Annotated in this window: 23 protein-coding genes; 11 read left to right on the forward strand and 12 right to left on the reverse strand. The window is 67.6% G+C overall.

The window, feature by feature from the left end:
- Nucleotides 1–42: 42 nt before the first annotated feature.
- Complete coding sequence (locus CFB34_RS28085; RefSeq protein WP_011352855.1) at nt 43–540, forward strand: GNAT family N-acetyltransferase; 498 nt, start codon at nt 43–45, stop codon at nt 538–540.
- 54 nt (nt 541–594) lie between these two features.
- Here the strand turns inward: CFB34_RS28085 and CFB34_RS28090 are convergent, their stop codons facing one another.
- The 4 genes from CFB34_RS28090 to CFB34_RS28105 all read right to left on the reverse strand — a co-directional run bounded on the left by CFB34_RS28090 (nt 595) and on the right by CFB34_RS28105 (nt 3,802).
- Entirely contained in the window at nt 595–1,374 is a 780-nt protein-coding gene (locus CFB34_RS28090; protein WP_039368539.1) for an ABC transporter ATP-binding protein, read from the reverse strand.
- 17 nt (nt 1,375–1,391) lie between these two features.
- Entirely contained in the window at nt 1,392–2,105 is a 714-nt protein-coding gene (locus CFB34_RS28095; RefSeq protein ID WP_039368534.1) for an ABC transporter permease, read from the reverse strand.
- Nucleotides 2,102–2,791 (reverse strand): histidine ABC transporter permease HisQ, encoded by a 690-nt coding sequence (gene hisQ / locus CFB34_RS28100; protein WP_021158491.1) that lies wholly within the window; start codon nt 2,789–2,791, stop codon nt 2,102–2,104. Before hisQ ends, CFB34_RS28095 begins: the two co-directional genes overlap by 4 nt.
- Before the next feature lie 228 nt (nt 2,792–3,019).
- A complete protein-coding gene (locus CFB34_RS28105; protein ID WP_143329468.1) occupies nt 3,020–3,802 on the reverse strand; it encodes an ABC transporter substrate-binding protein in 783 nt (260 codons plus the stop codon).
- A 369-nt stretch (nt 3,803–4,171) separates the two neighbouring features.
- On the opposite strand from CFB34_RS28105, the gene CFB34_RS28110 reads away from it, so the two are divergent.
- The gene (locus CFB34_RS28110; RefSeq protein ID WP_089440775.1) at nt 4,172–4,867 is read left to right on the forward strand and encodes a pirin family protein; all 696 of its coding nucleotides are present in this window, start codon (nt 4,172–4,174) and stop codon (nt 4,865–4,867) included.
- A gap of 70 nt (nt 4,868–4,937) precedes the next feature.
- Here the strand turns inward: CFB34_RS28110 and CFB34_RS28115 are convergent, their stop codons facing one another.
- A complete protein-coding gene (locus CFB34_RS28115; protein WP_089440774.1) occupies nt 4,938–5,489 on the reverse strand; it encodes a periplasmic heavy metal sensor in 552 nt (183 codons plus the stop codon).
- 224 nt (nt 5,490–5,713) lie between these two features.
- On the opposite strand from CFB34_RS28115, the gene CFB34_RS28120 reads away from it, so the two are divergent.
- The gene (locus CFB34_RS28120) at nt 5,714–6,439 is read left to right on the forward strand and encodes a response regulator (RefSeq protein ID WP_009693256.1); all 726 of its coding nucleotides are present in this window, start codon (nt 5,714–5,716) and stop codon (nt 6,437–6,439) included.
- Nucleotides 6,423–7,739, forward strand: a complete 1,317-nt coding sequence (locus tag CFB34_RS28125) for an ATP-binding protein (protein WP_089440773.1) — start codon at nt 6,423–6,425, stop codon at nt 7,737–7,739. Before CFB34_RS28120 ends, CFB34_RS28125 begins: the two co-directional genes overlap by 17 nt.
- A gap of 42 nt (nt 7,740–7,781) precedes the next feature.
- Here CFB34_RS28125 and CFB34_RS28130 read toward each other — a convergent pair whose 3' ends face one another.
- A complete protein-coding gene (locus CFB34_RS28130) occupies nt 7,782–8,048 on the reverse strand; it encodes a hypothetical protein (RefSeq protein ID WP_011545926.1) in 267 nt (88 codons plus the stop codon).
- A gap of 502 nt (nt 8,049–8,550) precedes the next feature.
- On the opposite strand from CFB34_RS28130, the gene CFB34_RS28135 reads away from it, so the two are divergent.
- Nucleotides 8,551–10,308 carry an ABC transporter permease subunit gene (locus tag CFB34_RS28135; protein WP_089440772.1) on the forward strand — a complete coding sequence of 586 codons (1,758 nt, stop codon included), beginning with the start codon at nt 8,551–8,553 and terminating at the stop codon, nt 10,306–10,308.
- 22 nt (nt 10,309–10,330) lie between these two features.
- On the forward strand, nt 10,331–11,668 hold the full coding sequence (locus CFB34_RS28140; protein ID WP_039368511.1) for a nitrate/sulfonate/bicarbonate ABC transporter ATP-binding protein: 1,338 nt from the start codon (nt 10,331–10,333) through the stop codon (nt 11,666–11,668).
- A 67-nt stretch (nt 11,669–11,735) separates the two neighbouring features.
- Here CFB34_RS28140 and CFB34_RS28145 read toward each other — a convergent pair whose 3' ends face one another.
- Together CFB34_RS28145 and CFB34_RS28150 are read right to left on the reverse strand one after the other, a co-directional pair.
- The gene (locus CFB34_RS28145) at nt 11,736–12,230 is read right to left on the reverse strand and encodes a hypothetical protein (RefSeq protein WP_089440771.1); all 495 of its coding nucleotides are present in this window, start codon (nt 12,228–12,230) and stop codon (nt 11,736–11,738) included.
- On the reverse strand, nt 12,227–12,778 hold the full coding sequence (locus CFB34_RS28150) for a hypothetical protein (RefSeq protein ID WP_089426068.1): 552 nt from the start codon (nt 12,776–12,778) through the stop codon (nt 12,227–12,229). Before CFB34_RS28150 ends, CFB34_RS28145 begins: the two co-directional genes overlap by 4 nt.
- 288 nt (nt 12,779–13,066) lie before the next feature.
- Here CFB34_RS28150 and CFB34_RS28155 point away from each other — a divergent pair, with 288 nt between their 5' ends.
- From CFB34_RS28155 to CFB34_RS28165, 3 genes are all read left to right on the forward strand, one after another.
- Nucleotides 13,067–13,276 (forward strand): hypothetical protein, encoded by a 210-nt coding sequence (locus CFB34_RS28155; RefSeq protein ID WP_089440770.1) that lies wholly within the window; start codon nt 13,067–13,069, stop codon nt 13,274–13,276.
- Between the two features lie 138 nt (nt 13,277–13,414).
- Nucleotides 13,415–14,836: an alpha,alpha-trehalose-phosphate synthase (UDP-forming) gene (gene otsA / locus CFB34_RS28160; protein WP_089440769.1), complete on the forward strand. Its 1,422-nt coding sequence runs from the start codon at nt 13,415–13,417 to the stop codon at nt 14,834–14,836.
- Nucleotides 14,829–15,422 (forward strand): AAA family ATPase, encoded by a 594-nt coding sequence (locus tag CFB34_RS28165; RefSeq protein WP_089440768.1) that lies wholly within the window; start codon nt 14,829–14,831, stop codon nt 15,420–15,422. The genes otsA and CFB34_RS28165 overlap by 8 nt, the downstream gene beginning before the upstream one ends.
- Nucleotides 15,423–15,453: 31 nt before the next feature.
- On the opposite strand, the gene CFB34_RS28170 is transcribed toward CFB34_RS28165, so the two are convergent.
- Nucleotides 15,454–16,821, reverse strand: a complete 1,368-nt coding sequence (locus tag CFB34_RS28170; protein ID WP_089440767.1) for an MFS transporter — start codon at nt 16,819–16,821, stop codon at nt 15,454–15,456.
- Between the two features lie 159 nt (nt 16,822–16,980).
- Entirely contained in the window at nt 16,981–17,361 is a 381-nt protein-coding gene (locus CFB34_RS28175) for a DUF5594 family protein (RefSeq protein WP_085041199.1), read from the reverse strand.
- Nucleotides 17,362–17,517: 156 nt separating this feature from the next.
- Here CFB34_RS28175 and CFB34_RS28180 point away from each other — a divergent pair, with 156 nt between their 5' ends.
- Nucleotides 17,518–17,880: a hypothetical protein gene (locus CFB34_RS28180; RefSeq protein WP_089440766.1), complete on the forward strand. Its 363-nt coding sequence runs from the start codon at nt 17,518–17,520 to the stop codon at nt 17,878–17,880.
- Nucleotides 17,881–18,060: 180 nt separating this feature from the next.
- On the opposite strand, the gene CFB34_RS28185 is transcribed toward CFB34_RS28180, so the two are convergent.
- Nucleotides 18,061–18,369, reverse strand: coding sequence for a hypothetical protein (locus tag CFB34_RS28185; protein WP_046544669.1), 309 nt, complete (start codon nt 18,367–18,369; stop codon nt 18,061–18,063).
- 142 nt (nt 18,370–18,511) lie between these two features.
- Here CFB34_RS28185 and eco point away from each other — a divergent pair, with 142 nt between their 5' ends.
- Nucleotides 18,512–19,012: a serine protease inhibitor ecotin gene (gene eco / locus CFB34_RS28190; RefSeq protein ID WP_089426062.1), complete on the forward strand. Its 501-nt coding sequence runs from the start codon at nt 18,512–18,514 to the stop codon at nt 19,010–19,012.
- Between the two features lie 36 nt (nt 19,013–19,048).
- Here the strand turns inward: eco and CFB34_RS28195 are convergent, their stop codons facing one another.
- Entirely contained in the window at nt 19,049–19,672 is a 624-nt protein-coding gene (locus CFB34_RS28195; protein ID WP_089440765.1) for a TetR/AcrR family transcriptional regulator, read from the reverse strand.
- Nucleotides 19,673–19,698 lie beyond the last annotated feature (26 nt).

The raw sequence follows: 19,698 nt of genomic DNA on the forward strand, positions 1-19,698 counted from the left end.
TCGTTTCCCGTTACCAGCCAGGGCCGGAGGAGGGCTCAACCCGTGCAAATCGACATCCGTTCCGCCACCGTCGCCGACGTGCCGCAGATCCTGCGTTTCATTACCGAGCTGGCCATCTACGAGAAGGCGGAACACGAAGTGATCGCGACGCCCGCGTCGCTCGAGCGCAGCCTGTTCGGCGAGGGATCGCCGGCGCGCGCGCTGATGTGCGAGGTCGACGGCGAGCCGGCCGGCTTCGCTGTCTATTTCTTCTCGTATTCGACGTGGCTGGCCCGGCAGGGGCTGTATCTCGAGGATCTGTACGTGTCGCCACGCTTTCGCGGCGCGGGCGCCGGGCTGCGGCTCCTGAAGGCGCTCGCGCGGATCGCGGTCGAGTCGGGCTGCGGGCGTTTCGAGTGGAGCGTGCTCGACTGGAACGAGCCGGCGATCCGCTTCTACGAAAGCGTCGGCGCGGCGCCGCAGAGCGAATGGGTGCGCTACCGGCTCGCCGGCGACGAACTGCGTGCGTTCGCCGACAGCGCGCCGGTGAGCGCCGCGTAAACGCAAAACGGGCGCCGCGCGGCCAACCGCGGGCGCCCGCTCATGCAGCGTGCGTTACTTGAGGCTGCCCGACAGGAACCCGCGCAGGCGTTCGCTCTTCGGGTTGGCGAACACCTCGGACGGCACGCCTTCTTCCTCGACGCGGCCCTGGTGCAGGAACATCACGTGGTTCGACACGTTGCGCGCGAAACCCATCTCGTGCGTGACGACGATCATCGTGCGGCCTTCCTCGGCGAGCTTCTGCATCACCTTCAGCACTTCGCCCACCAGCTCCGGGTCGAGCGCCGACGTCGGCTCGTCGAACAGCATCACGTCCGGATGCATCGCGAGCGCGCGTGCTATCGCCACGCGCTGCTGCTGGCCGCCCGACAGGTGCGACGGATACTGCTTCTCGACGCGCGGCGCGAGGCCGACTTTCTCGAGGTACTCGCGTGCGCGCTCCTCGGCTTCCTTCTTCGGGATGCCGAGCACGTTCACCGGCGCTTCCATCACGTTCTCGATCACGTTCATGTGCGACCAGAGGTTGAAGTGCTGGAACACCATCGATAGCTTGGTGCGCACGCGCTGCAGCTGCTTCGAATCGGCCGCGCGCAGCGCGCCCGTCTTGTCGAGCGCGGTGCGCACTTCCTCGCCGTCGACGAAGATGCGGCCCGCATTCGGCTGCTCGAGGAAGTTGATGCAGCGGAGCATCGTGCTCTTGCCGGAGCCGGACGAGCCGATCACGCTGATCACGTCGCCCGAGTTCGCCTTCAGCGACACGCCCTTGAGCACCTCGTTGTCGCCGTACCGCTTGTGCAGATCGTCGACGAAAAGCTTCTGAGTCTGGGAATTCATCATAGTCCTGCGAAAACTTACTTGCCTTGCGGGCGCAGATACGCGAGCCAGCGGCGCTCGGCCTGGCGGAACAGCCACACGAGCGTGAACGAGATCGCGAGATAGAGCAGGGCGGCGATGCCGAACGCATGGAACGACATGTAGGTCGCCGAGTTGACGTCGCGGGCGATCTTCAGGATGTCCGGCACGGTCGCGGTGAAGGCGACGGTGGTCGCGTGCAGCATCAGGATCACTTCGTTGCTGTACAGCGGCAGCGCGCGGCGCAGCGCCGACGGCAGGATCACGCGGCGGTACATCGTGAACGTCGACATCCCGTACGCGCGGGCGGCTTCGATCTCGCCGTACGACGTCGCCTTGATCGCGCCCGCGAAGATTTCGGTGGTGTACGCGCAGGTGTTCAGCGTGAACGCGAGCAGCGTGCAGTGCATCCCGTCGCGGAAGAACGCGTCGAGCATCGGCGTGCCGCGCACGGCCTGCAGGCTGTAGAGGCCCGTGTAGCAGAGCAGCAGCTGCACGTAGAGCGGCGTGCCGCGGAACACGTAGGTGTAGAGCCACACGGCGCCCGACAGCCACTTCTTCTTCGACACGCGCGCGACCGCGAGCGGTATCGACAGGCAGAAGCCGAGGCCGATCGACACGACCAGCAGCCACAACGTAATCGCGACACCGGTGATGCGATAGCCGTCGGTGTAGAGATAGTTGCGCCAGTATTCTTGGATGAGTTCGATCATAGGTCAGCCTTGCGGACGCCGGTCGAGTAGCGCTTTTCGAGCCACATCAGCACGAAGTTCGAGATCGTCGTGATCGCGAGGTAGACGGCACCCGCGATCAGCGTGAAGAAGAAGAACCGCAGCGTGCCCTTGCCGGCGTCCTGCGACGCCTTCACGACGTCGGCGAGGCCGATGATCGACACGAGCGCGGTCGACTTCACGAGCACCTGCCAGTTGTTGCCGATGCCGGGCAGCGCGAAGCGCATCATCTGCGGGAACATGATTCGCGTGAACACCTGCCAGTTCGTCATCCCGTAAGCGCTGCCGGCCTCGAGCTGGCCGCGCGGCACCGACAGGAACGCGCCGCGGAACGTCTCGGTGAAGTACGCGCCGTAGATGAAGCCGAGCACGAGCACGCCGGCGAGGAACGGGTCGATGTCGATCTGGTCCCAGCCGAGCGCGTCGGTCGCCATGTTCAGCCAGATCTGCAGGCTATAGAACAGCAGCAGCATCAGCACGAGGTCGGGCACGCCGCGGATCAGCGTCGTGTAGACGGTGCCGACGCCGTTCGTGAAGCGGTTGCGCGACAGCTTCGCGCCCGCGCCGAGCAGGCCCAGCAGGAACGACAGCGCAAGCGAAAGCACCGCCAGTTTGACGGTTTGCCAGGTGCCAGCGAGGATCAGCGGGCCGTAACCTTGTAGAAACATTGAGTGGTCCCTGGTGTGGTCCCTTAGGGCGCACGCGGTGCGCCGCGAAAGACGCGTTCCGCCCAAGCTGCGCGGAACGCCCCGTGCGTATCATGACCGTCCGCCCCGGCAGCGGTGCCGGGCCGCCCGTCGCGGGAGCGGCGGGCAGGGGCGGGCGGCGCGTGGTTGACTGCCTGTACTGCCCGGATGCGGGGCGGCCCCGCATCCGTCGTCTCTTCTTTTCGTTACTCAGCGGGCCGAAGCCGAATAGACGCTGAACGCGAAATACTTGTGCGACAGCCGGTCGTACGTGCCGTCCTTGTGCATGTCGGCCAGCGCCTTGTTGATCTTGAGCTTCAGGTCCGTATCTTCCTTGCGCAGGCCGATCGCGGTGCCGTCGCCGATCGTCTTCGGATCCTTCACTTCCGGCCCGGCAAACGCGAAACCCTTGCCGCGCGGCGTGCGCAGGAAGCCGTAGTCGGCCTGCAACTCGTCCTGCAGCGTCGCGTCGAGACGGCCCGAGCCGAGATCGGCATAGACCTGGTCCTGGTTCTGGTAAGGAATGATCGTCACGCCCTGCGGCTCCCAGTACGCCTTCGCGTAGGTTTCCTGCGTCGAGCCCTGCTCGACGCCCACGCGCTTGCCCTTCAGCGACGCGACCGTCGGCAGCAGCGGCGAGCCGGTCTTCGCGATCATCCGCGCCGGTGCGTCATAGACCTTGTCGGAGAAGTCGATCTGTTCGCGGCGCTTGTCCGTGACGGTCAGCGACGACACGATGACGTCGTACTTCTTCGCCTTCAGCGCCGGGATGATCCCGTCGAGATCCTGCGCCACCCACACGCATTTCACGTTGATTCGCTTGCAGATTTCCTTGGTGAGGTCGACGTCGAAACCGACGATCTCGCCGCTCGGCGCGGTCGACTCGAACGGCGGGTAGCTGGCGTCGACGCCGATCCGCACGGTCTTCCACTCCTTCGCGAAGGCGCTGCCCGCCATGAGGGCGAGGGCGGCGCACAGGGCGGCCTTCTTCATTTCCATCCTTCTGTTGCTGACTTTCCGGGAGCGCTCGCGGCCGGTTGGACCGGGCGCCGCGGCGTATTCTAGACGGCCAAAAATCGCCGAGCGGCGCTCTGGCAATGGCGGCCGCCGGAACGGCGAACGCCAAAAGGCCGGTATTTTACCCGAACGCGATACGCGGAAACCGGCAATCCGGGCCGACCGATCGATTCTTCGACGCATTGATCCGGCTGTTGCGATAATCGCTGCATTCACGAGGGACATTGCATCGATTGCATCCGCAAGTGCAACGATGCGGTGCGCAGGCGGCGGATTGTGGCGCGATTGGCACACTCATACAGTGACGGCATGGCAGAACCCTGCATCCCACGGAGTGTCCGTTCCATGTTCCAGATCCGCCGCGCCGCCGATCGCGACCAGCGCAGCCATGGCTGGCACGAATTCCTTCACAGCTTTCCCGGGGCGTCCGGCCGGAGCGGGCCGACAGCGTTCGGCGCGTTGCGCGAACTGAACGAGGAATGCATCGCGCCGACCCGCGGCTACGGGATGCGGCCGTACCGCGACGCGGAAATCGTCACCTACGTGCTCGACGGCGCGCTCGCGCATCGCGACAGCCTCGGCAATGGGGCGATCGTCCGTGCGGGCGGCGTGCAGCGCATGAGTGCCGGCACCGGCGTCATGCTGAGCGAAACCAACGCGTCGCGTGACGAGCCATTGCGCCTGCTGCGGATCTGGCTCGCGCCGGCCGGGGCGGGCGGCCGGCCCGGCTACGGGCAGACGCGCTTTGCCGATGACGAGAAACGCGGGCGGTTGCGGCTCGTCGCGGCACCGGACGGTGGCGACGGTGCGTTGCCGATCGGGGCGGACGCCCGCATCTTCGCGGGGCTGATCGACGGCGACGAGGCGGCGGCGTTCGACGTGCCGGCCGGACGCCGCGCGTACGTGCACGTGGTGCGCGGCGACGTCGAGGTGAACGGCTACGCGCTGTCCGCGGGCGACGGCGCGCGGATCGGTGCCGTGGACGCGGTGGCGTTCGCGCGCGGCCGGGCGGCCGAGGTGCTGCTGTTCGACGTCGCCTGAAACGCAAAAAGGGGACGCGGGCCGGTGCCCGCGTCCCCTTCGATGCCGCTTCGCGGAGCGGCCCGCCCGCTTACTGCGCCGGCGCCGACGCGGCCTTGGCCGCGCGATGCAGCTCCCAACGCTCCTTCATCTTCTCGTGGCGTTGTTCCATCTTCGCGAACTGCTGCTTGAGCGCCGTGCTGACCATCGTCTTCTGCTGGTCGTTCAGCCCGTTGTAGAACGTGAGCCACGCGGCGGACGTCTGCTCGCGCAGTTGCGCGTTCTGCGCCTCGGCCTGCTGGCGTGCCGAGTGCATCGCGCTCAGGTCGAGGATCGGCTGGTTCTGCTGCGCCTTGAACTGGTCGCGCATCTGCTCGTGGCTCTTGCGCATCGCGTCACGGTTCTGCTTCATCGTGTTGACGGCCGCCTGCCATTGCTGCTCCTGCGACGCATTGAGCTTCAGCTGGTCGTGCAGTTTCATGATCGCGCCGAACGGGCCGCCCTCATGCCCGCCGTGCATCTGGTGCATGCCGGGGCCGCCCGGAGGCGGCATGTCGTCGGGCTGCGCGGCATGCGCGGTGCCGAATGCGAGAGCGAGCACGGTGGCGGCCGCGATGGCCACGCGGGAAGTCTTCTTATACATTTCAGAAACTCCTTGTATCCAAAGGGTCCGGCGATGCGGGTCCGGGAAAACCGGGTGCCGCATCCGGTAAGACGCAGGTTAGCGATGCAGGCTGCGGCCGGTGTTACGCGGGGCGGTGGCCGGGTTACCGCGCATTACAGTTCCCTTGCGCGGTAACCCGCAGTAACCCTTTCGTCCCTTTGTTTCGTTCTTCGACTCCGCCCTCGCGCGGTAAACTTCGAGCCATGACTACCCAGATCCTCATCGTCGACGACGACCAAGAACTCCGAGACCTGCTGCGCGACTACCTCGTGCGCCAGGGGATGGAAGTGTCCGTGCTGCACGACGCGGCGACGCTCGAGAAGCGCCTCGAGCGCGAGCGGCCCGACCTGATCGTGCTGGACCTGATGATGCCGGGCGTCGACGGCCTGACCGCGCTGCGCCAGCTGCGTGCGGCCGGCGACGACATCCCCGTGATCATGCTGACCGCGCGTGCGGACGACGTCGACCGCATCGTCGGGCTCGAGCTCGGCGCGGACGACTACCTCGGCAAGCCGTTCAACCCGCGCGAGCTGCTCGCGCGCGTGCAGGCCGTGCTGCGCCGCCGCCGCGCGACGCCGTCGGCCGCGGCACCCGAACAGCGCGAGCCGTTCGCGTTCGGCCGCTTCGTGCTCGACTTCCAGGCGCGCACGCTGTCGGTCGACGGCAAGCCGGCCACGCTGTCGAGCAGTGAATTCGCGCTGCTGAAGATCTTCGTGAACCACGCGCTGCGCACGCTCACGCGCGAGCGGCTGCTCGAGCTGCTGCACGGGCCCGAGTACGACGGCACCGACCGCGGCATCGACGTCCAGGTGTGGCGCCTGCGCCGCATCCTCGAAACGGATCCGTCGACGCCGCGCTTCATCCAGACGGTGCGCGGGCGCGGCTACGTGTTTGTGCCCGACGGCGAGGCCCATGCGCAAACCCATTGATTCACTGTTCGGGCGGCTGGCGCTGCTCGTCGTCGGTGTCCTGCTCCTGTCGCACTTCGCGTGGTTCTTCGCGATGCGACTGGAGCGCAGCCAGATGCAGACGCGTTACGCGGTCGAAGAGGCCGCGTTCCTGGTCGACGCGGTGCGCCAGCACGTCGCACGCACGCCCGACCAGCCGCTGCCGTCGCGCGTGCGGCTCGTGTCGCCGGACAGCGCCGACGTGCCGAAGGGTGGTGATGCGGGGCTGCCGCCGCCGCTGAAGCGGTTCCGCGACGACGTGAGTGACCGCATGCCGCCCGGCACGCAGGTCGAGATCGGCACGCCCGGCCGTCCGCCCGTGCTGTGGGTGAAGGAGCCGAGCGACCGCAACTGGATCGTGGTGCCGGTTCAGCCGCTGCGGCCGCCGCGCTCGCTCGACCGGATGCTGTTGTGGCTCGGCACGATCTTCTCGGCCGGCGTGATCGCCGCGCTGTTCGCGGCCTGGCAACTGCAGCAGCCGCTGCGTTCGCTGGCACGCGCGGTCGCGCGCTTCGGCCGCGGCCAGCCGGTGCCGCCGCTGCGTGAGCGCGGCCCGCGCGAGCTGCGCCAGCTCACGCATGGCTTCAACCAGATGGTGGAACAGGTGTCGCAGGCCGAGAGCGACCGCGCGGTGATGCTCGCGGGCGTGGCGCACGACCTGCGCACGCCGCTTGCGCGGATGCGGCTGCGGGCGGAAATGATGGACGACGCCCGCTTGCGTGACGGCGTCGTGCGCGACGTCGATTCGATGTCGCACATCGTCGATCAATTCCTGGTGTTCGCGCACGGCGGGTCCGATCGCAGCGAGCCGGTGCCGGTCGATCAGGCGTGCGAGCGGATCGCGCGCAGCTATCGCGCGGTCGCGCCGAACGCGCCGACGGTCCAGACCCGGCTCGACGCCGATCCGGGCTTCCGGCTGCCGACGGCGACGCTCGACCGGATCCTGTCGAACCTGCTGGACAACGCGCATGCGTATGGTGCGCCGCCCGTGCTCGTCGAGACGGCGCGCACGCCGGCCGGCTATGTGTTGTCCGTCAGCGACAGCGGCGGCGGGATCGCGCCGCGCGACCTCGCGGCGGCCACGCGGCCGTTCGTGCGGCTCGACCCGGCGCGCGGCGGCAACGGCCACAGCGGGCTCGGGCTCGCGATCGTCGAGCGGCTCGTACTCAGGCTGGGCGGGACGTGCGACATCGGCAACCGTCCCGAAGGCGGCCTGCGTGTCGCGATGACGTTCCCGTTCGAGGTCGTGCCGAAGGACGAACCCCACGCACAGGCCGCATGAGCGGCTGCGGCGCCGGCCCGTCCGGGCTGGCGCCGCGTGCCATCATTCGCCGAACAGCGTGCCGAGCGTCTCGGCCGCGTTGCTGTCGATGGTGTTGTAGGTCACGGTGGTGGCCTCGAAGATGTAGACCGTCGTGTACCGGCCGAGGCGCTCCAGGATTTCCTCCTGCAGCGATTCAGGCACGACGTTCATGTTCAGGTACCACGCCGTCGACGACAGCCGCGTCTGGAACGACCCGTACTCCTGCATCAGTTCGTAGAACGCGTCGGCATCCTGATCGCGGCAGACGATCACCAAGTTTCCTGCCATTCCCTTTCCTCCCGCTCGTCGATCGATCCCCTGGGCCTGTTGACATCGGGCACGCGCATGCGTTGCCGTCGGACCAGCCGCAACAGACCCCGAGGGCCAGCCCTGATCATACCCGCTTAGTCGTATCCGGCTGATGACGCCCGACATGGTTTGCGCGCACGTGCGGCCGGCGGGTTCACGGGCGGCCCGGATCACGGCATAATTCGGGCCTGCATGCCGGCCGAAAGACTGCGGCCGGGCTGCTCGACCCGCGCACCCGCCATCCGCCCGCGCGCCAGGCACGATCCGTGCACCGCCTGCGCCGTTCCCGGACGGTTGTACCTGAAATACAGGTTGGTGTAGTGTCGTGCCGTCGCGGGCTGGCTCGTCCGGGGCGCGGCAGCGCACGCACGCACCGCGCTCGCGCGCGATCGTCAGTCAATCGAATTACCGCACCCGTGCGCTTTGCCATGAATCAACATCGACTGCCGGCTTCGTTCGGCCTTACCGGGGAGGGCGCCTGATGGACGTCGGATTCTTCAATCCGAACCGGACCGCCAACGCGTCCGCGTGGCGCGTCCTGCCGAACCGGTGGGATTTCATCGCGTTTCCGCTGATCATCTGCCTGATCGCGATGGCGGTCGTCGGTTTCCACGAAACGATGGCGCCGATCGGTACGCTGCAGACGCAGAAGATCTCGCTCGACCCGTCGAACCTGCCCGAATATGCGTTGCGCACCACGCTGCGGATGCTTGCCGCGATGGTCGCGTCGCTTGCGTTCACGCTGATCTACGGTACGCTCGCCGCGAAAAGCCGGCGTGCCGGCATGGTGCTGATCCCGATCCTCGACATCCTGCAGTCGGTGCCGGTGCTCGGCTTCATCTCGTTTACCGTCACGTTCTTCCTCGCGCTGTTCCCGAGCCGCGTGCTCGGCGCCGAGCTCGCGGCGATCTTCGCGATCTTTACGAGCCAGGCGTGGAACATGACGTTCAGCTTCTACCAGTCGCTGCGTACGGTGCCGCGCGACCTGGACGAAGTGTCGCGGGGGTTCCACCTGACGTCGTGGCAACGCTTCTGGAAGCTCGAAGTGCCGTTCTCGATGCCGGGCCTGATCTGGAACATGATGATGTCGATGTCGGGCGGCTGGTTCTTCGTCGTCGCGTCGGAGGCCATCACCGTCGGCAACCAGACGATCACGTTGCCGGGCGTCGGCGCGTATCTCGCGCAGGCGATCTCGGACAAGAACCTCGGTGCGATCGGCTGGGTGATCCTCACGATGACGGTCGTGATCGTCGCGTACGACCAACTGCTGTTCCGCCCGCTGATCGCGTGGGCCGACAAGTTCCGGATGGAAAACACCGCGTCGGGCGATGCGCCGCAATCGTGGCTGCTCGACCTCGTGCGCCGCACGCGCCTGATTCATCAACTGCTCGTGCCGGCCGGCTGGTTCTTCGCGAAGGCCGCGCGGATTCCGCTGCGGCTGCCGCTGTCGGGGGCGATGCGCTTTTCGCTGCCGAAAGTCGAGAAGAAGGCGTCACGCACGGTCGACATCGCGTGGGCGACCCTCGTGCTGCTCGGCACGGCCTATATCGTGTGGCGCGTCATCAGCTTCGTGTCGACCGGCGTGACGATGGCCGAGGTCGGCCACGTGCTGGTGCTGGCGCTCATCACGCTGCTGCGCGTGGTCGTGCTGATCTCCATCGCGTCAGTGATCTGGGTGCCGATCGGCGTGTGGATCGGGCTGCGCCCGAAGCTGGCCGAGAAGCTGCAGCCGCTCGCGCAGTTCCTCGCCGCGTTTCCGGCGAACCTGCTGTTCCCGGTGTTCGTGATCGTGATCGCGCGCTTCCACCTGAACGCCGATATCTGGCTGTCACCGCTGATCGTGCTCGGCACCCAGTGGTATATCCTGTTCAACGTGATCGCCGGCGCAACGTCCTACCCGAACGACTATCGCGAAGCGGCGACGAACTTCCGCATCCGTGGCTGGCAGTGGTGGCGGCAGGCGATCCTGCCCGGCATCTTCCCGTACTACGTGACCGGCGCGATCACCGCATCCGGCGGCGCGTGGAACGCGAGCATCGTGTCGGAAGCCGTCCAGTGGGGCAATACCAAGATCGAGGCGCACGGCCTCGGTGCCTATATCGCGCAGACCACCGCCGCCGGCGATTTTCCGAAGATCATCCTGGGCATCGCCGTGATGTCCCTGTTCGTTACCCTGTTCAACCGCCTGCTGTGGCGCCCGCTGTATGCCTTCGCCGAAGCGAAGCTGCGGCTCGACTGAGACCGATTGAGAGCGAAACGCGATGCACAATCCGAATGCTGTAAACGCCCCCGTCCAGACGAACCAGCCGCCGCGCCTCGGTGAGGAAATCCTGCGTGTCGATCACGTCTGTCGCGGCTTCAACAAGACGCAGGGCGAACTGCTCGTGCTCGACGATGCGAACCTGTCGCTGCGCGAAGGCGAGATCGTCGGGCTGCTCGGCCGTTCCGGCTCGGGCAAGTCGACGCTGCTGCGCATCATTGCCGGGCTGATCGAGCCGACCGGCGGGGAAGTGACCTATCTCGGCAAGCCGCTGACCGGCCCGGCCGAAGGCGTCGCGATGGTGTTCCAGACCTTCGCGCTGTTCCCGTGGCTCACCGTGCTGCAGAACGTGGAAGCCGGCCTCGAGGCGCTCGGCGTCGGCGCCCGCGAGCGGCGCGAGCGTGCGCTTGCCGCGATCGACCTGATCGGTCTCGACGGCTTCGAGAACGCATACCCGCGCGAGCTGTCGGGCGGCATGCGCCAGCGCGTGGGCTTTGCGCGCGCGCTCGTCGTCGATCCGACGATCCTGCTGATGGACGAGCCGTTCTCCGCGCTCGACGTGCTGACGGCCGAGACGCTGCGTACCGACCTGCTCGATCTGTGGACGCAAGGCCGCATGCCGATCAAGTCGGTGCTGATCGTCACGCACAATATCGAGGAAGCCGTGTTCATGTGCGACCGGATCCTCGTGCTGTCGTCGAACCCGGGCCGTGTGATCGCCGAGATCAAGGTGCCGTTCAAGCATCCGCGCAACCGGCTCGACCCGGCGTTCCGCAAGCTCGTCGACGACATCTACGCGAAGATGACGGCCCGCCAGACCGGCGAGGCGACGAAGAAGGGGCTCGAGCTCGGCAGCTGGCTGCCCCAGGTGTCGACCAACCTGATGGCCGGCCTGATCGAAACGCTCGCGATGGCGCCGTACCACGGCCGCGCGGACATGCCGGAAATCGCGCGCACGCTGCATCTGGAAGTCGACGACCTGTTCCCGATCGCCGAAGTGCTGCAGTATCTCGGCTTCGCGGACGTGCGCGAAGGCGACGTGTTCCTGACGCCGCCGGGGCGCGTGTTCGCGGAATTCGGCACCCAGGAGCGCAAGCTGATGTTCGCGGATCACCTGCTGAAGCACGTGCCGCTCGCGGCGCGGATCAAGAAGGTGCTGAACGAGCGCCCGGGCCATCGTGCGCCGCGCGTGCGCTTCGAGCAGGAGCTGGAGGATTTCCTGTCGGACGGCGCCGCCGAGGAGACGCTGGACGCGGTGATCGACTGGGGCCGTTACGGCGAGATCTTCTCGTACAACGACCAGACCGAGATTTTCAGTCTCGAGGACGTCGAGTCCTGATCGACGTGCCGGGCCGTGCGGCCCGGCATGCGTGTGCGCCGCGCGTCATGCGCGGCGTATCGCGCGATTACTGCAAATTCCCCCACCGATCGACCGCCGGTTCCGCCGACGCCCACTTCCAGTGCGTGCCTTGCTGGCACGCATTCGCGAAATACCAGTCGGCCTTGTTGCCATCCTTCACCGAGAACGCGAATTCCTTGCAGATCGCGAGCGCCGACGCGTACGCGCGTGTGACGCGCACTTCGCCTTCGCCGTTTTCGAGCGGCAGCGTGTTCTTCACCTTCCACGACTTCACTTCGCCGACGGCCAGGCTGCCGGCCGTCTTCGCGATCGCGTCCTGCTGGTTCTGATGGAGCTGCTTCATCGTGCGGTTGACGGCTTCGTCGGTCGCGGCCTGCACGGCAATCCCGACGCCGACGCCGACCGCCGGGTTCGCGGTGACGAGGCCCGTCGCCGCGCCGGCGAGGGCGCCGCTCGCCGCGCCGACCGACCCGCAGCCCGACAGCGTGGCCGTTGCCGCGCACAGCGCGCCGATGGCCGTGATACGGAGCGCGACGCTCATTGCAGTGCGCCCCAGCGTTCGGTCGCCGGCTCGGCCGATGCCCATTTCCACACGGGGCCGTCGCGGCAGATCGTGGCGACGTAGAAGGCCGATTGCGCGGCTTTGTCGGGTTTCGCGGGCGTATCGACCGCGAACACGATTTCCTTGCAGTCGAGCGGACCGATGCTGATCATCCGGCTGACCGTCACGCGACCCTGCTCGTCGTCCTCGATCGGGAACGAGTGGTGCGTCGACCACGGCGCGACGCCGCCCACGTCGAGCGGGCCCGCCGCCTTCGCGATCTGTTCCTGGGTGTAACGGTGTGCGACCCGCTGCGAGTACTGGACGCCCGCCCGCGCCCCGGCGACGGCGCCGAGGCCGATGCCCGTCGCAACGGCGGCGTTGTTGGTGACCTTGGAGGCGATCGCGGCGCCCGCGATACCGGCGCCGGCAGTCGCGCCTTCGCTGTACAGCGAGTTGCAGCCGGACAGCAGTGCGGCCGTGGCGATCACGGCCAGCACGACGCGCGCCGGCGTGGCCCGGCGCGGCGATTCGAAACGAATGTTCATCCCTGAGTGCAAGTCCTGTCTGGGTGAGCGGCGACGCGTGCACGCCCTGATGCCGCGTCATTGTTTCGCAATTGTCATAGGAAAACTGCAAAGCTTTGACAAATCGCCGTGCGGAAGGCCGCGTGCGCGCGAGCGGCGTTATTGTCGGATAGATGCTTGCGGAGGGGTCGAATCGTTACAAATTGAAGGTAATTGTTACCTTCGGATGCGATCAGGCGACCTAGACTGTTGTGCGATGGAATGTTTCTACGACGGCCTCGGGCCGCACCGCATATGAGACACCCAGCTATGCGCCGTTCGAAACGGCTGTCACCTCGGCCGCCCGACGCGGCGGCCGGCCGTCTGGAGGACCGCCCGCGTCCGCGGACCGACGCGCCATCGGCGCCGCCGCCGGGCGCGCCCGACGACACGCCGTCGGACGGCGATCACAACCAGGGCGGTGCCCGCCCGGAAGGGCTCGACTATCAGCGCGACCTCGGTCAGGAGCAGGACGCTTGATTCCGTCGTAGCCGCATTCCACCGCCGTATTTCATTGCAATTCTCGGAACTGAGTCGCCGCGCGGCCGCCTTCGGGCCGCCGCGCCCGCTTTGGCGTGCATCGCGCGCCAGCCAATCGAATCGAGGAGGGGAAGTCGCATGAGCAGATTGATCGTGGTATCGAACCGTGTCGCCGCCGGCGAGGACACGCGCCCGAGCGCGGGTGGCCTGGCGGTCGGTGTGATGGACGCGCTGAAGGAAACCGGCGGCGTCTGGTTCGGCTGGAGCGGCGAGATCGTCGACGCATCCGACACCGCGCCCGCAATCCAGCGGGACGGCAACGTCACTTATGCGACGGTCGGGCTGACCCGCCGCGACTACGACCAGTACTACCGCGGTTTCTCGAACGCGACGCTGTGGCCGGTGTTCCATTACCGCGGCGATCTCGCGCGCTTCGACCGCCAGGAGTACGCGGGCTATCTGCGCGTGAACGCGATGCTCGCGAAGCAGCTCGCCGCGTTGCTGCGTCCCGACGACCTGATCTGGGTGCACGACTATCACCTGTTGCCGTTCGCGCATTATCTGCGCGAGCTCGACGTGAAGAACCCGATCGGCTTCTTCCTGCACATTCCGTTCCCGTCGCCCGACATGCTGCGTCTCGTGCCGCCGCACGAGGAGCTCGTGAAGTTCATGTGCGCGTACGACGTCGCGGGCTTCCAGACCGAGGCCGACAAGCAGGCGTTTACCGACTACATCGAGCGGCGCGGGATCGGCGCGGCAAGCGACGACGGGATGCTGCACGCGCATGGCCGCGTCGTGAAGGTCGCCGCCTATCCGATCGGCGTGCATCCCGATGCGATCGCGCAGGCGGCCGTCCAGTACGGCACGCGCAAGCCGGTGAAGATGCTGCGCGAGGCGCTCGACGGCCGCAAGCTGGTGATGAGCGTCGACCGCCTCGATTATTCGAAGGGGCTCGTCGAGCGCTTCCAGTCGTTCGAGCGGATGCTCGCGAACGCGCCGGGCTGGCAGGGGCGCGTGTCGCTCCTGCAGATCGCCCCGCCGACGCCTTCCGACGTGAAGACCTATCAGGACATCCGCGAGACGCTCGAGGGCGAGGCCGGCCGCATCAACGGCCGCTTCTCGCAGCTCGACTGGACGCCGATCCAGTACCTGAACCGCAAGTACGAGCGCAACCTGCTGATGGCGTTCTTCCGGATGTCGCAGGTGGGCTACGTGACGCCGCTGCGTGACGGGATGAATCTCGTCGCGAAGGAGTACGTCGCGTCGCAGGATCCGGCCGATCCGGGCGTGCTCGTGCTGTCGGAGTTCGCGGGCGCGGCAGCCGAGCTGACCGGCGCGCTCCTCGTCAATCCGTACGACCTGTCGCAGATGGCCGAGGCGCTCGAGCGCGCGCTGTCGATGCCGCTCGCGGAGCGGCAGGCGCGCCACGAGGAAAACCTCGCGCGGTTGCGCGCGAACGACCTGTCGGTCTGGCGCGATACGTTCGTGGCCGATTTGCGCAGTGTCGCGGCGGCCGCGTCGGTTACGCGGCGCGCGGGCCGGCGGGTTGCGCATGCGTGAAGTCGTGCAGGCGCCCGGCGCCGCCGACGAGGCGAGCGAAGAAGCCGCCCGCCGCTTCTTTATCGTCACCGGTGGCCCGGGCTCGGGCAAGAGCACATTGCTCGACGCGCTCGAATGCGCCGGTTTCGCGCGCTCGCAGGAAGCCGGTCGCGGCGTGATCCGCGACCAGATGGCGATCGACGGCCACGCGTTGCCGTGGCGTGATCCGGCGGCGTTCGCCGAGCTGATGCTGAGCTGGGAGATGCGCTCGTACGATCTCGCGCGCCACGCGCGCGGGCCCGTGTTCTTCGATCGCGGTGTGCCGGACGTGGTCGGCTATCTCCGGCTGACAGGGCTCGCGGTGCCCGCGCATGCGCAAGCCGCGGCCCGCCGTTTCCGCTACCACCGGCGCGTGTTCATCGCGCCGCCGTGGCCGGACATCTATACGCAGGACACCGAACGCCGGCAGGATTTCGCGGAAGCCGTGCGCACCTACGACGCGATGGTCGAGTGCTACACGTCGTATGGCTACCGGCTGGTCGAACTGCCGCGCGAGAGTGTGAAGACGCGCGTGCGCTTCGTGCTGGACGCGCTCGACGCGGCATGATGCTCGGCCACGCACGCGGTGCGCGGGGGCGTCAGGTCGCCGTGTCCGGCTGCGGCGACGTGATGCGCAGCATGCTGACGACCGCGGCCACCGCCGCGAATGCCGCGGCGACATAGAGCGCGATCGTCGGCCCGCGACCGGGCACGAGCCCGAAAATCAACGCGACGAGCGCGGCACCGAGCGTCTGCCCGGTCAGCCGCGCGGTGCTCAGCATGCCGCCCGCGCCGCCGCTGCGTTCGCGCGGCGCCGACGACAGCATCGCGCGGTTGTTCGGCGACTGGAACAACCCGAAGCCCGCACCGCACAGCGCCATCCGCCACACGATGTCGACGGTGCCCGGGTGCGCGCCGATCGTCGCGAGCGACAGCAGCCCGGCCGCGAACAGCGCGAGCCCGATCCCGCCGAGGATGCCGGCCGAATAGCGATCCGACAGCACGCCCGCGAGCGGCGCGGCGAACACGATCACGAGCGGCCACGGCGTCATGTACAGGCCCGTCTCGACCTGCGAGAAGCCGAGCGAGTTCTGCAGCCAGAACGGCAGCGCGACGAACGCGAGCATCTGCGACGTGAACGACGCCGTCGACGTGTAGACCGACAGCGCGAACATCGGGATGCGCATCAGGTCGACCGGCAGCAGCGGCGCCGGCTGCGACAGCTGGCGCTTCACGAAGAAGTAGCCGACGATGAACGCGACGGCCAGCTCGGCCGCGACGTACGCATGGCCTTCGCCGTGGCCGAGCCCGTCCACGGCCGTGATCAGCAGCCCGAACACGCACGCGTTCATCAGCGCGCTCGCGAAATCGTACGGTGCGTCGTGCAGCGGGTTGGCCGGCAGCGCACGCACGCTGCCGAGTACCGCGGCGATGCCGATCGGCACGTTGACCGCGAACAGCCACGGCCACGACGCGAACGACAGGATTGCGGACGCGACCGTCGGCCCGATCGCCGACGACAGCGCCACCACCATCGCATTGATCGACAGCCCGCGCCCGAGCATCGACGACGGGTAGATCATCCGTACGAGCGCCGCGTTGACGCTCATGATGCCGGCCGCGCCGAAGCCCTGGATCACGCGCATCACGGCCAGCATCGGCAGCGAGCCGGCGAGCGCGCAGCCGAGCGACGCCGCGGTGAACAGCGCGAGCCCCGCGATGTAGATGCGGCGATAGCCGATGCGCTCGCCGAGCGACGCGAGTGGCAGCAGCGTGATCGTGACCGCGAGCTGGTACGCGTTGACGATCCAGATCGACGCGGCGTCGGATGCGTGCAGGTCGCGCGCGATCGTCGGCAGCGCGACGTTCGCGATGGCGCCGTCGAGCACGGCGAGCGTGATGCCCAGTGCGACGCAGACGATCGCCCAGTAGCGTTGCGGAAGCGGCAGGCCGGTATCGGCGTTCATGGCGGGAGCAGAGGCGTGGTTGTCCGCGCGCCCGGTTGCCGGTTGCGTGCGCAACCATGCGAAAGGGTGGAGGCGGCGATGAGCGGCCCGGCCGGCGCAACTGCACCGGAGCGGGGCCGGTCGAGTGTATCACCGGGCCGCATCGCGCGACGCCGGCGCTCAGCCTTCGAAGTCGAGGCCGCCGAGTCGCACGAGCGGGTCGGCCTGCGTGCGCGACAGCAGATCGATGTCGCGCGCGCTCTGCCATGCACCCAGCTTTTTCGGCAGCGCGGCGAGGTAGTGCTCGAAGCGTTGCGGGCCGTCCGGCTCCATCAGCCGCTCGATTTCGTCGGTGTCCCAGGTCAGTTCGAGGTTCAGCGGATGCTCGAAACCGCTGACGTGCTCGTGCGGTGCGCTGCGGATCTGCACGCGCGTCGGGTGCCCGTGGCCGCCATACGGGACGACGTCGGTCAGCACGTGTTCGGCGAAGAAGGCGGCGATTGCCTGTGCGATGCGCGGGGCGAATTCGGTATCGAAACGGCGGGCGGTTTCCGGCTGCATGACGGCGTCTCCTGTATGCCGAAAATCGTAGCACGGCGACGGCGCATTTCGATGGGCGTGATACCGGTAATCGCGCGTTACCACTTGCTGCATCTATTACGGCCGCAAGCCGCCACAATGCCTCACATCCAGTACCACTTCGCGTGGGAGTCCATCATGAAAAAAATTGCCGCAGTGTGTGTCCTCGCCGGTTCGCTTGCCGTGGCAGGCCCGGCGTCCGCGCATGGCCGCGACGGTGGCGCCGTCATCGGCGCGTTGATCGGCGGCGCGGTGCTCGGCGCGATCGTGACGTCCGCGATGAATCCGCCCGTCGCGTATCAGGCGCCTGCGTACCAGGCGCCGGCCTATCAGCCGCCGACGTACTACCAGGCGCCCGCGTACCAGCAGCCTGCGTATCCGACCTACCAGCAGGCGCAGTACCAGGACGACGGCCCGAACTATTGCTACGACCGCTACCAGCGCGCGTATGTGTGCGGCGCGCCCGTATCGGGTGGCTACGCGCAGCCGGCAGGCTGGTGAGCAGGCTGACCCGCGAAGCGTGAGCGGGCGGCGGTGGCGCCGTTCGCTTCAGCGCACCGAACGACAAAAGGCCCTCGCTTCGTGCGAGGGCCTTTGTCTTATGTGCGGTCATCCGTTTGTTTGCAGGACGCGTCGGCCGTCGGCGGCCACTACGTGGATACAAACGGTTGCAAATACGCGTCAGTGGCGATGGCCGCCGCCTCCGCCGCCATCGTTCCAGTCGCCCCCGCGGTGTCCGCCGCCGCGCCCCCAGCCGTTGCCGCGGTTGCCACGGTCGCCGTCCCAGCGGTGGTAGTCGCGCCGGCCGCGATCCCAGTCGCGTCCGCCGCCACCGCCCCAGATATTGACCGTGCCGTACACGGGCGACGGCGCGTACGCGTAGCCGGGATCGGAATAGTAGGGCTGCCCGTAGCCGTAGCCGGCGTCCGGGGCGACGACGCAGCCGGCCAGCAAGGTCGCGACGCCGGCGGCAGCAATGAGCTTCAGCATGATGTTCTCCTTGGTTCCCCTATCAGTACCGCGCAAGGGGATTGCCAGCTGTTTGCAATTGTGTCGTCAAATTACAGCGCCGTAAGGTCGTGCGACGGAAGTGTTAGCATCCGAGGCTCATTTGTTTTTCAGGAGCACATCGATGAAATTCGCGATCCGGGCCGCACTGGCCGCCTTCTGCGTGACGACAGCCGCCGCCTGCGTGGCGGGACCCGCTTCGGCGCCCGCCGTGACGGCCGAGTCGATCAAGATGTTTCCGCAGGCAGCGGCCGGCCAGCAGCGCGTCGTGATCGCGCTGCCCGCGCTCGAGAACGAAGGCGATGCGCGCGTCGAACTGATGATCGGCAAGACGCTGCAGACCGACTGCAACCAGCAGTGGTTTGGCGGTGAGCTGACCGCCGAGGACGTAAAGGGCTGGGGCTATACGTACTACCAGCTCACCGACGTGAAGGGGCCGGCATCGACGCTGATGGCATGCCCCGGCCAGGCGCCGCAGCAGCGGTTCGTGCAGGTGCGCGGCGACGGCCAGCTGCTGCGCTACAACAGCCGCCTGCCGCTCGTCGTCTATGTGCCGGACGGTTTCGAGGTGCGCTATCGCGTGTGGCATGCGTCGAAGGACGTGCAGCACGCGGCGAAGCAGTAACGTTGCGGCGCGGCCGCGCGTGGCGGCGTCCGGCCGCTACGCGCGGCTCGCGCCATCCTTGCCGACGAGCGCCGGCCACGCGGCCAGCGCGGCTTGCGCGACGGCCTCCAGATCGCGACGGCTCGCACCGTCGCGTGCCTGGATCGACATCCCCTGCTGGACCGTGACGTAGTACCGCGCGATTGCGTCGAGATTCGCTTGCGCGCCGATCTCGCCGGTCGCGACCCCTTGCCTGAGGCGCTCGCGCAGGTTCTCCACCGTGCGCTCGCGCATCGCGATCAGCGTTTGCCGAACCGTATCGGAGCGCTCGGCCGGATGCAGTGCCGACAGCACGATCAGGCAGCCGGCCGGCTTCGAGCGCCGCGTGAACACGCGTGCGGTATCCATCAGGTAGTTCCGTACGGCGTCGTGCGCGCTGCCGGCCTGTTCGACGCCCGCCCAGATTTCCCGTCCCTCCGTTGCGCCGTAGTGATCGAGCGCTTGCCGGAACAACGCTTCCTTGCTGCCGAACGCCGCATACAGGCTCGGCGACGCGATGCCCATCGCGGCCGTCAGGTCGGCCATCGACGCGCCTTCGTAGCCGAGGCGCCAGAACACCTCCATCGCGCGATCCAGCGCCGCTTCCTTGTCGAAGCTTCTCGGTCGGCCTCGTTCAGCCATTGCGTCCGTTCCTTGATCGATTTCTG

The organism is Burkholderia sp. HI4860, assembly GCF_002223045.2.
Lineage (GTDB): Bacteria > Pseudomonadota > Gammaproteobacteria > Burkholderiales > Burkholderiaceae > Burkholderia.

What these genes read in the sequence shown, in the direction of transcription:
- CFB34_RS28090 (WP_039368539.1), bottom strand. Translation starts at nt 1,374, where the DNA reads ATGAATTCCCAGACTCAGAAGCTTTTCGTCGACGATCTGCACAAGCGG.
- CFB34_RS28095 (WP_039368534.1), bottom strand. Translation starts at nt 2,105, where the DNA reads ATGATCGAACTCATCCAAGAATACTGGCGCAACTATCTCTACACCGAC.
- hisQ (WP_021158491.1), bottom strand. Translation starts at nt 2,791, where the DNA reads ATGTTTCTACAAGGTTACGGCCCGCTGATCCTCGCTGGCACCTGGCAA.
- CFB34_RS28105 (WP_143329468.1), bottom strand. Translation starts at nt 3,802, where the DNA reads ATGAAGAAGGCCGCCCTGTGCGCCGCCCTCGCCCTCATGGCGGGCAGC.
- CFB34_RS28110 (WP_089440775.1), top strand. Translation starts at nt 4,172, where the DNA reads ATGTTCCAGATCCGCCGCGCCGCCGATCGCGACCAGCGCAGCCATGGC.
- CFB34_RS28115 (WP_089440774.1), bottom strand. Translation starts at nt 5,489, where the DNA reads ATGTATAAGAAGACTTCCCGCGTGGCCATCGCGGCCGCCACCGTGCTC.
- CFB34_RS28120 (WP_009693256.1), top strand. Translation starts at nt 5,714, where the DNA reads ATGACTACCCAGATCCTCATCGTCGACGACGACCAAGAACTCCGAGAC.
- CFB34_RS28125 (WP_089440773.1), top strand. Translation starts at nt 6,423, where the DNA reads ATGCGCAAACCCATTGATTCACTGTTCGGGCGGCTGGCGCTGCTCGTC.
- CFB34_RS28130 (WP_011545926.1), bottom strand. Translation starts at nt 8,048, where the DNA reads ATGGCAGGAAACTTGGTGATCGTCTGCCGCGATCAGGATGCCGACGCG.
- CFB34_RS28135 (WP_089440772.1), top strand. Translation starts at nt 8,551, where the DNA reads ATGGACGTCGGATTCTTCAATCCGAACCGGACCGCCAACGCGTCCGCG.
- CFB34_RS28140 (WP_039368511.1), top strand. Translation starts at nt 10,331, where the DNA reads ATGCACAATCCGAATGCTGTAAACGCCCCCGTCCAGACGAACCAGCCG.
- CFB34_RS28145 (WP_089440771.1), bottom strand. Translation starts at nt 12,230, where the DNA reads ATGAGCGTCGCGCTCCGTATCACGGCCATCGGCGCGCTGTGCGCGGCA.
- CFB34_RS28150 (WP_089426068.1), bottom strand. Translation starts at nt 12,778, where the DNA reads ATGAACATTCGTTTCGAATCGCCGCGCCGGGCCACGCCGGCGCGCGTC.
- CFB34_RS28155 (WP_089440770.1), top strand. Translation starts at nt 13,067, where the DNA reads ATGCGCCGTTCGAAACGGCTGTCACCTCGGCCGCCCGACGCGGCGGCC.
- otsA (WP_089440769.1), top strand. Translation starts at nt 13,415, where the DNA reads ATGAGCAGATTGATCGTGGTATCGAACCGTGTCGCCGCCGGCGAGGAC.
- CFB34_RS28165 (WP_089440768.1), top strand. Translation starts at nt 14,829, where the DNA reads ATGCGTGAAGTCGTGCAGGCGCCCGGCGCCGCCGACGAGGCGAGCGAA.
- CFB34_RS28170 (WP_089440767.1), bottom strand. Translation starts at nt 16,821, where the DNA reads ATGAACGCCGATACCGGCCTGCCGCTTCCGCAACGCTACTGGGCGATC.
- CFB34_RS28175 (WP_085041199.1), bottom strand. Translation starts at nt 17,361, where the DNA reads ATGCAGCCGGAAACCGCCCGCCGTTTCGATACCGAATTCGCCCCGCGC.
- CFB34_RS28180 (WP_089440766.1), top strand. Translation starts at nt 17,518, where the DNA reads ATGAAAAAAATTGCCGCAGTGTGTGTCCTCGCCGGTTCGCTTGCCGTG.
- CFB34_RS28185 (WP_046544669.1), bottom strand. Translation starts at nt 18,369, where the DNA reads ATGCTGAAGCTCATTGCTGCCGCCGGCGTCGCGACCTTGCTGGCCGGC.
- eco (WP_089426062.1), top strand. Translation starts at nt 18,512, where the DNA reads ATGAAATTCGCGATCCGGGCCGCACTGGCCGCCTTCTGCGTGACGACA.
- CFB34_RS28195 (WP_089440765.1), bottom strand. Translation starts at nt 19,672, where the DNA reads ATGGCTGAACGAGGCCGACCGAGAAGCTTCGACAAGGAAGCGGCGCTG.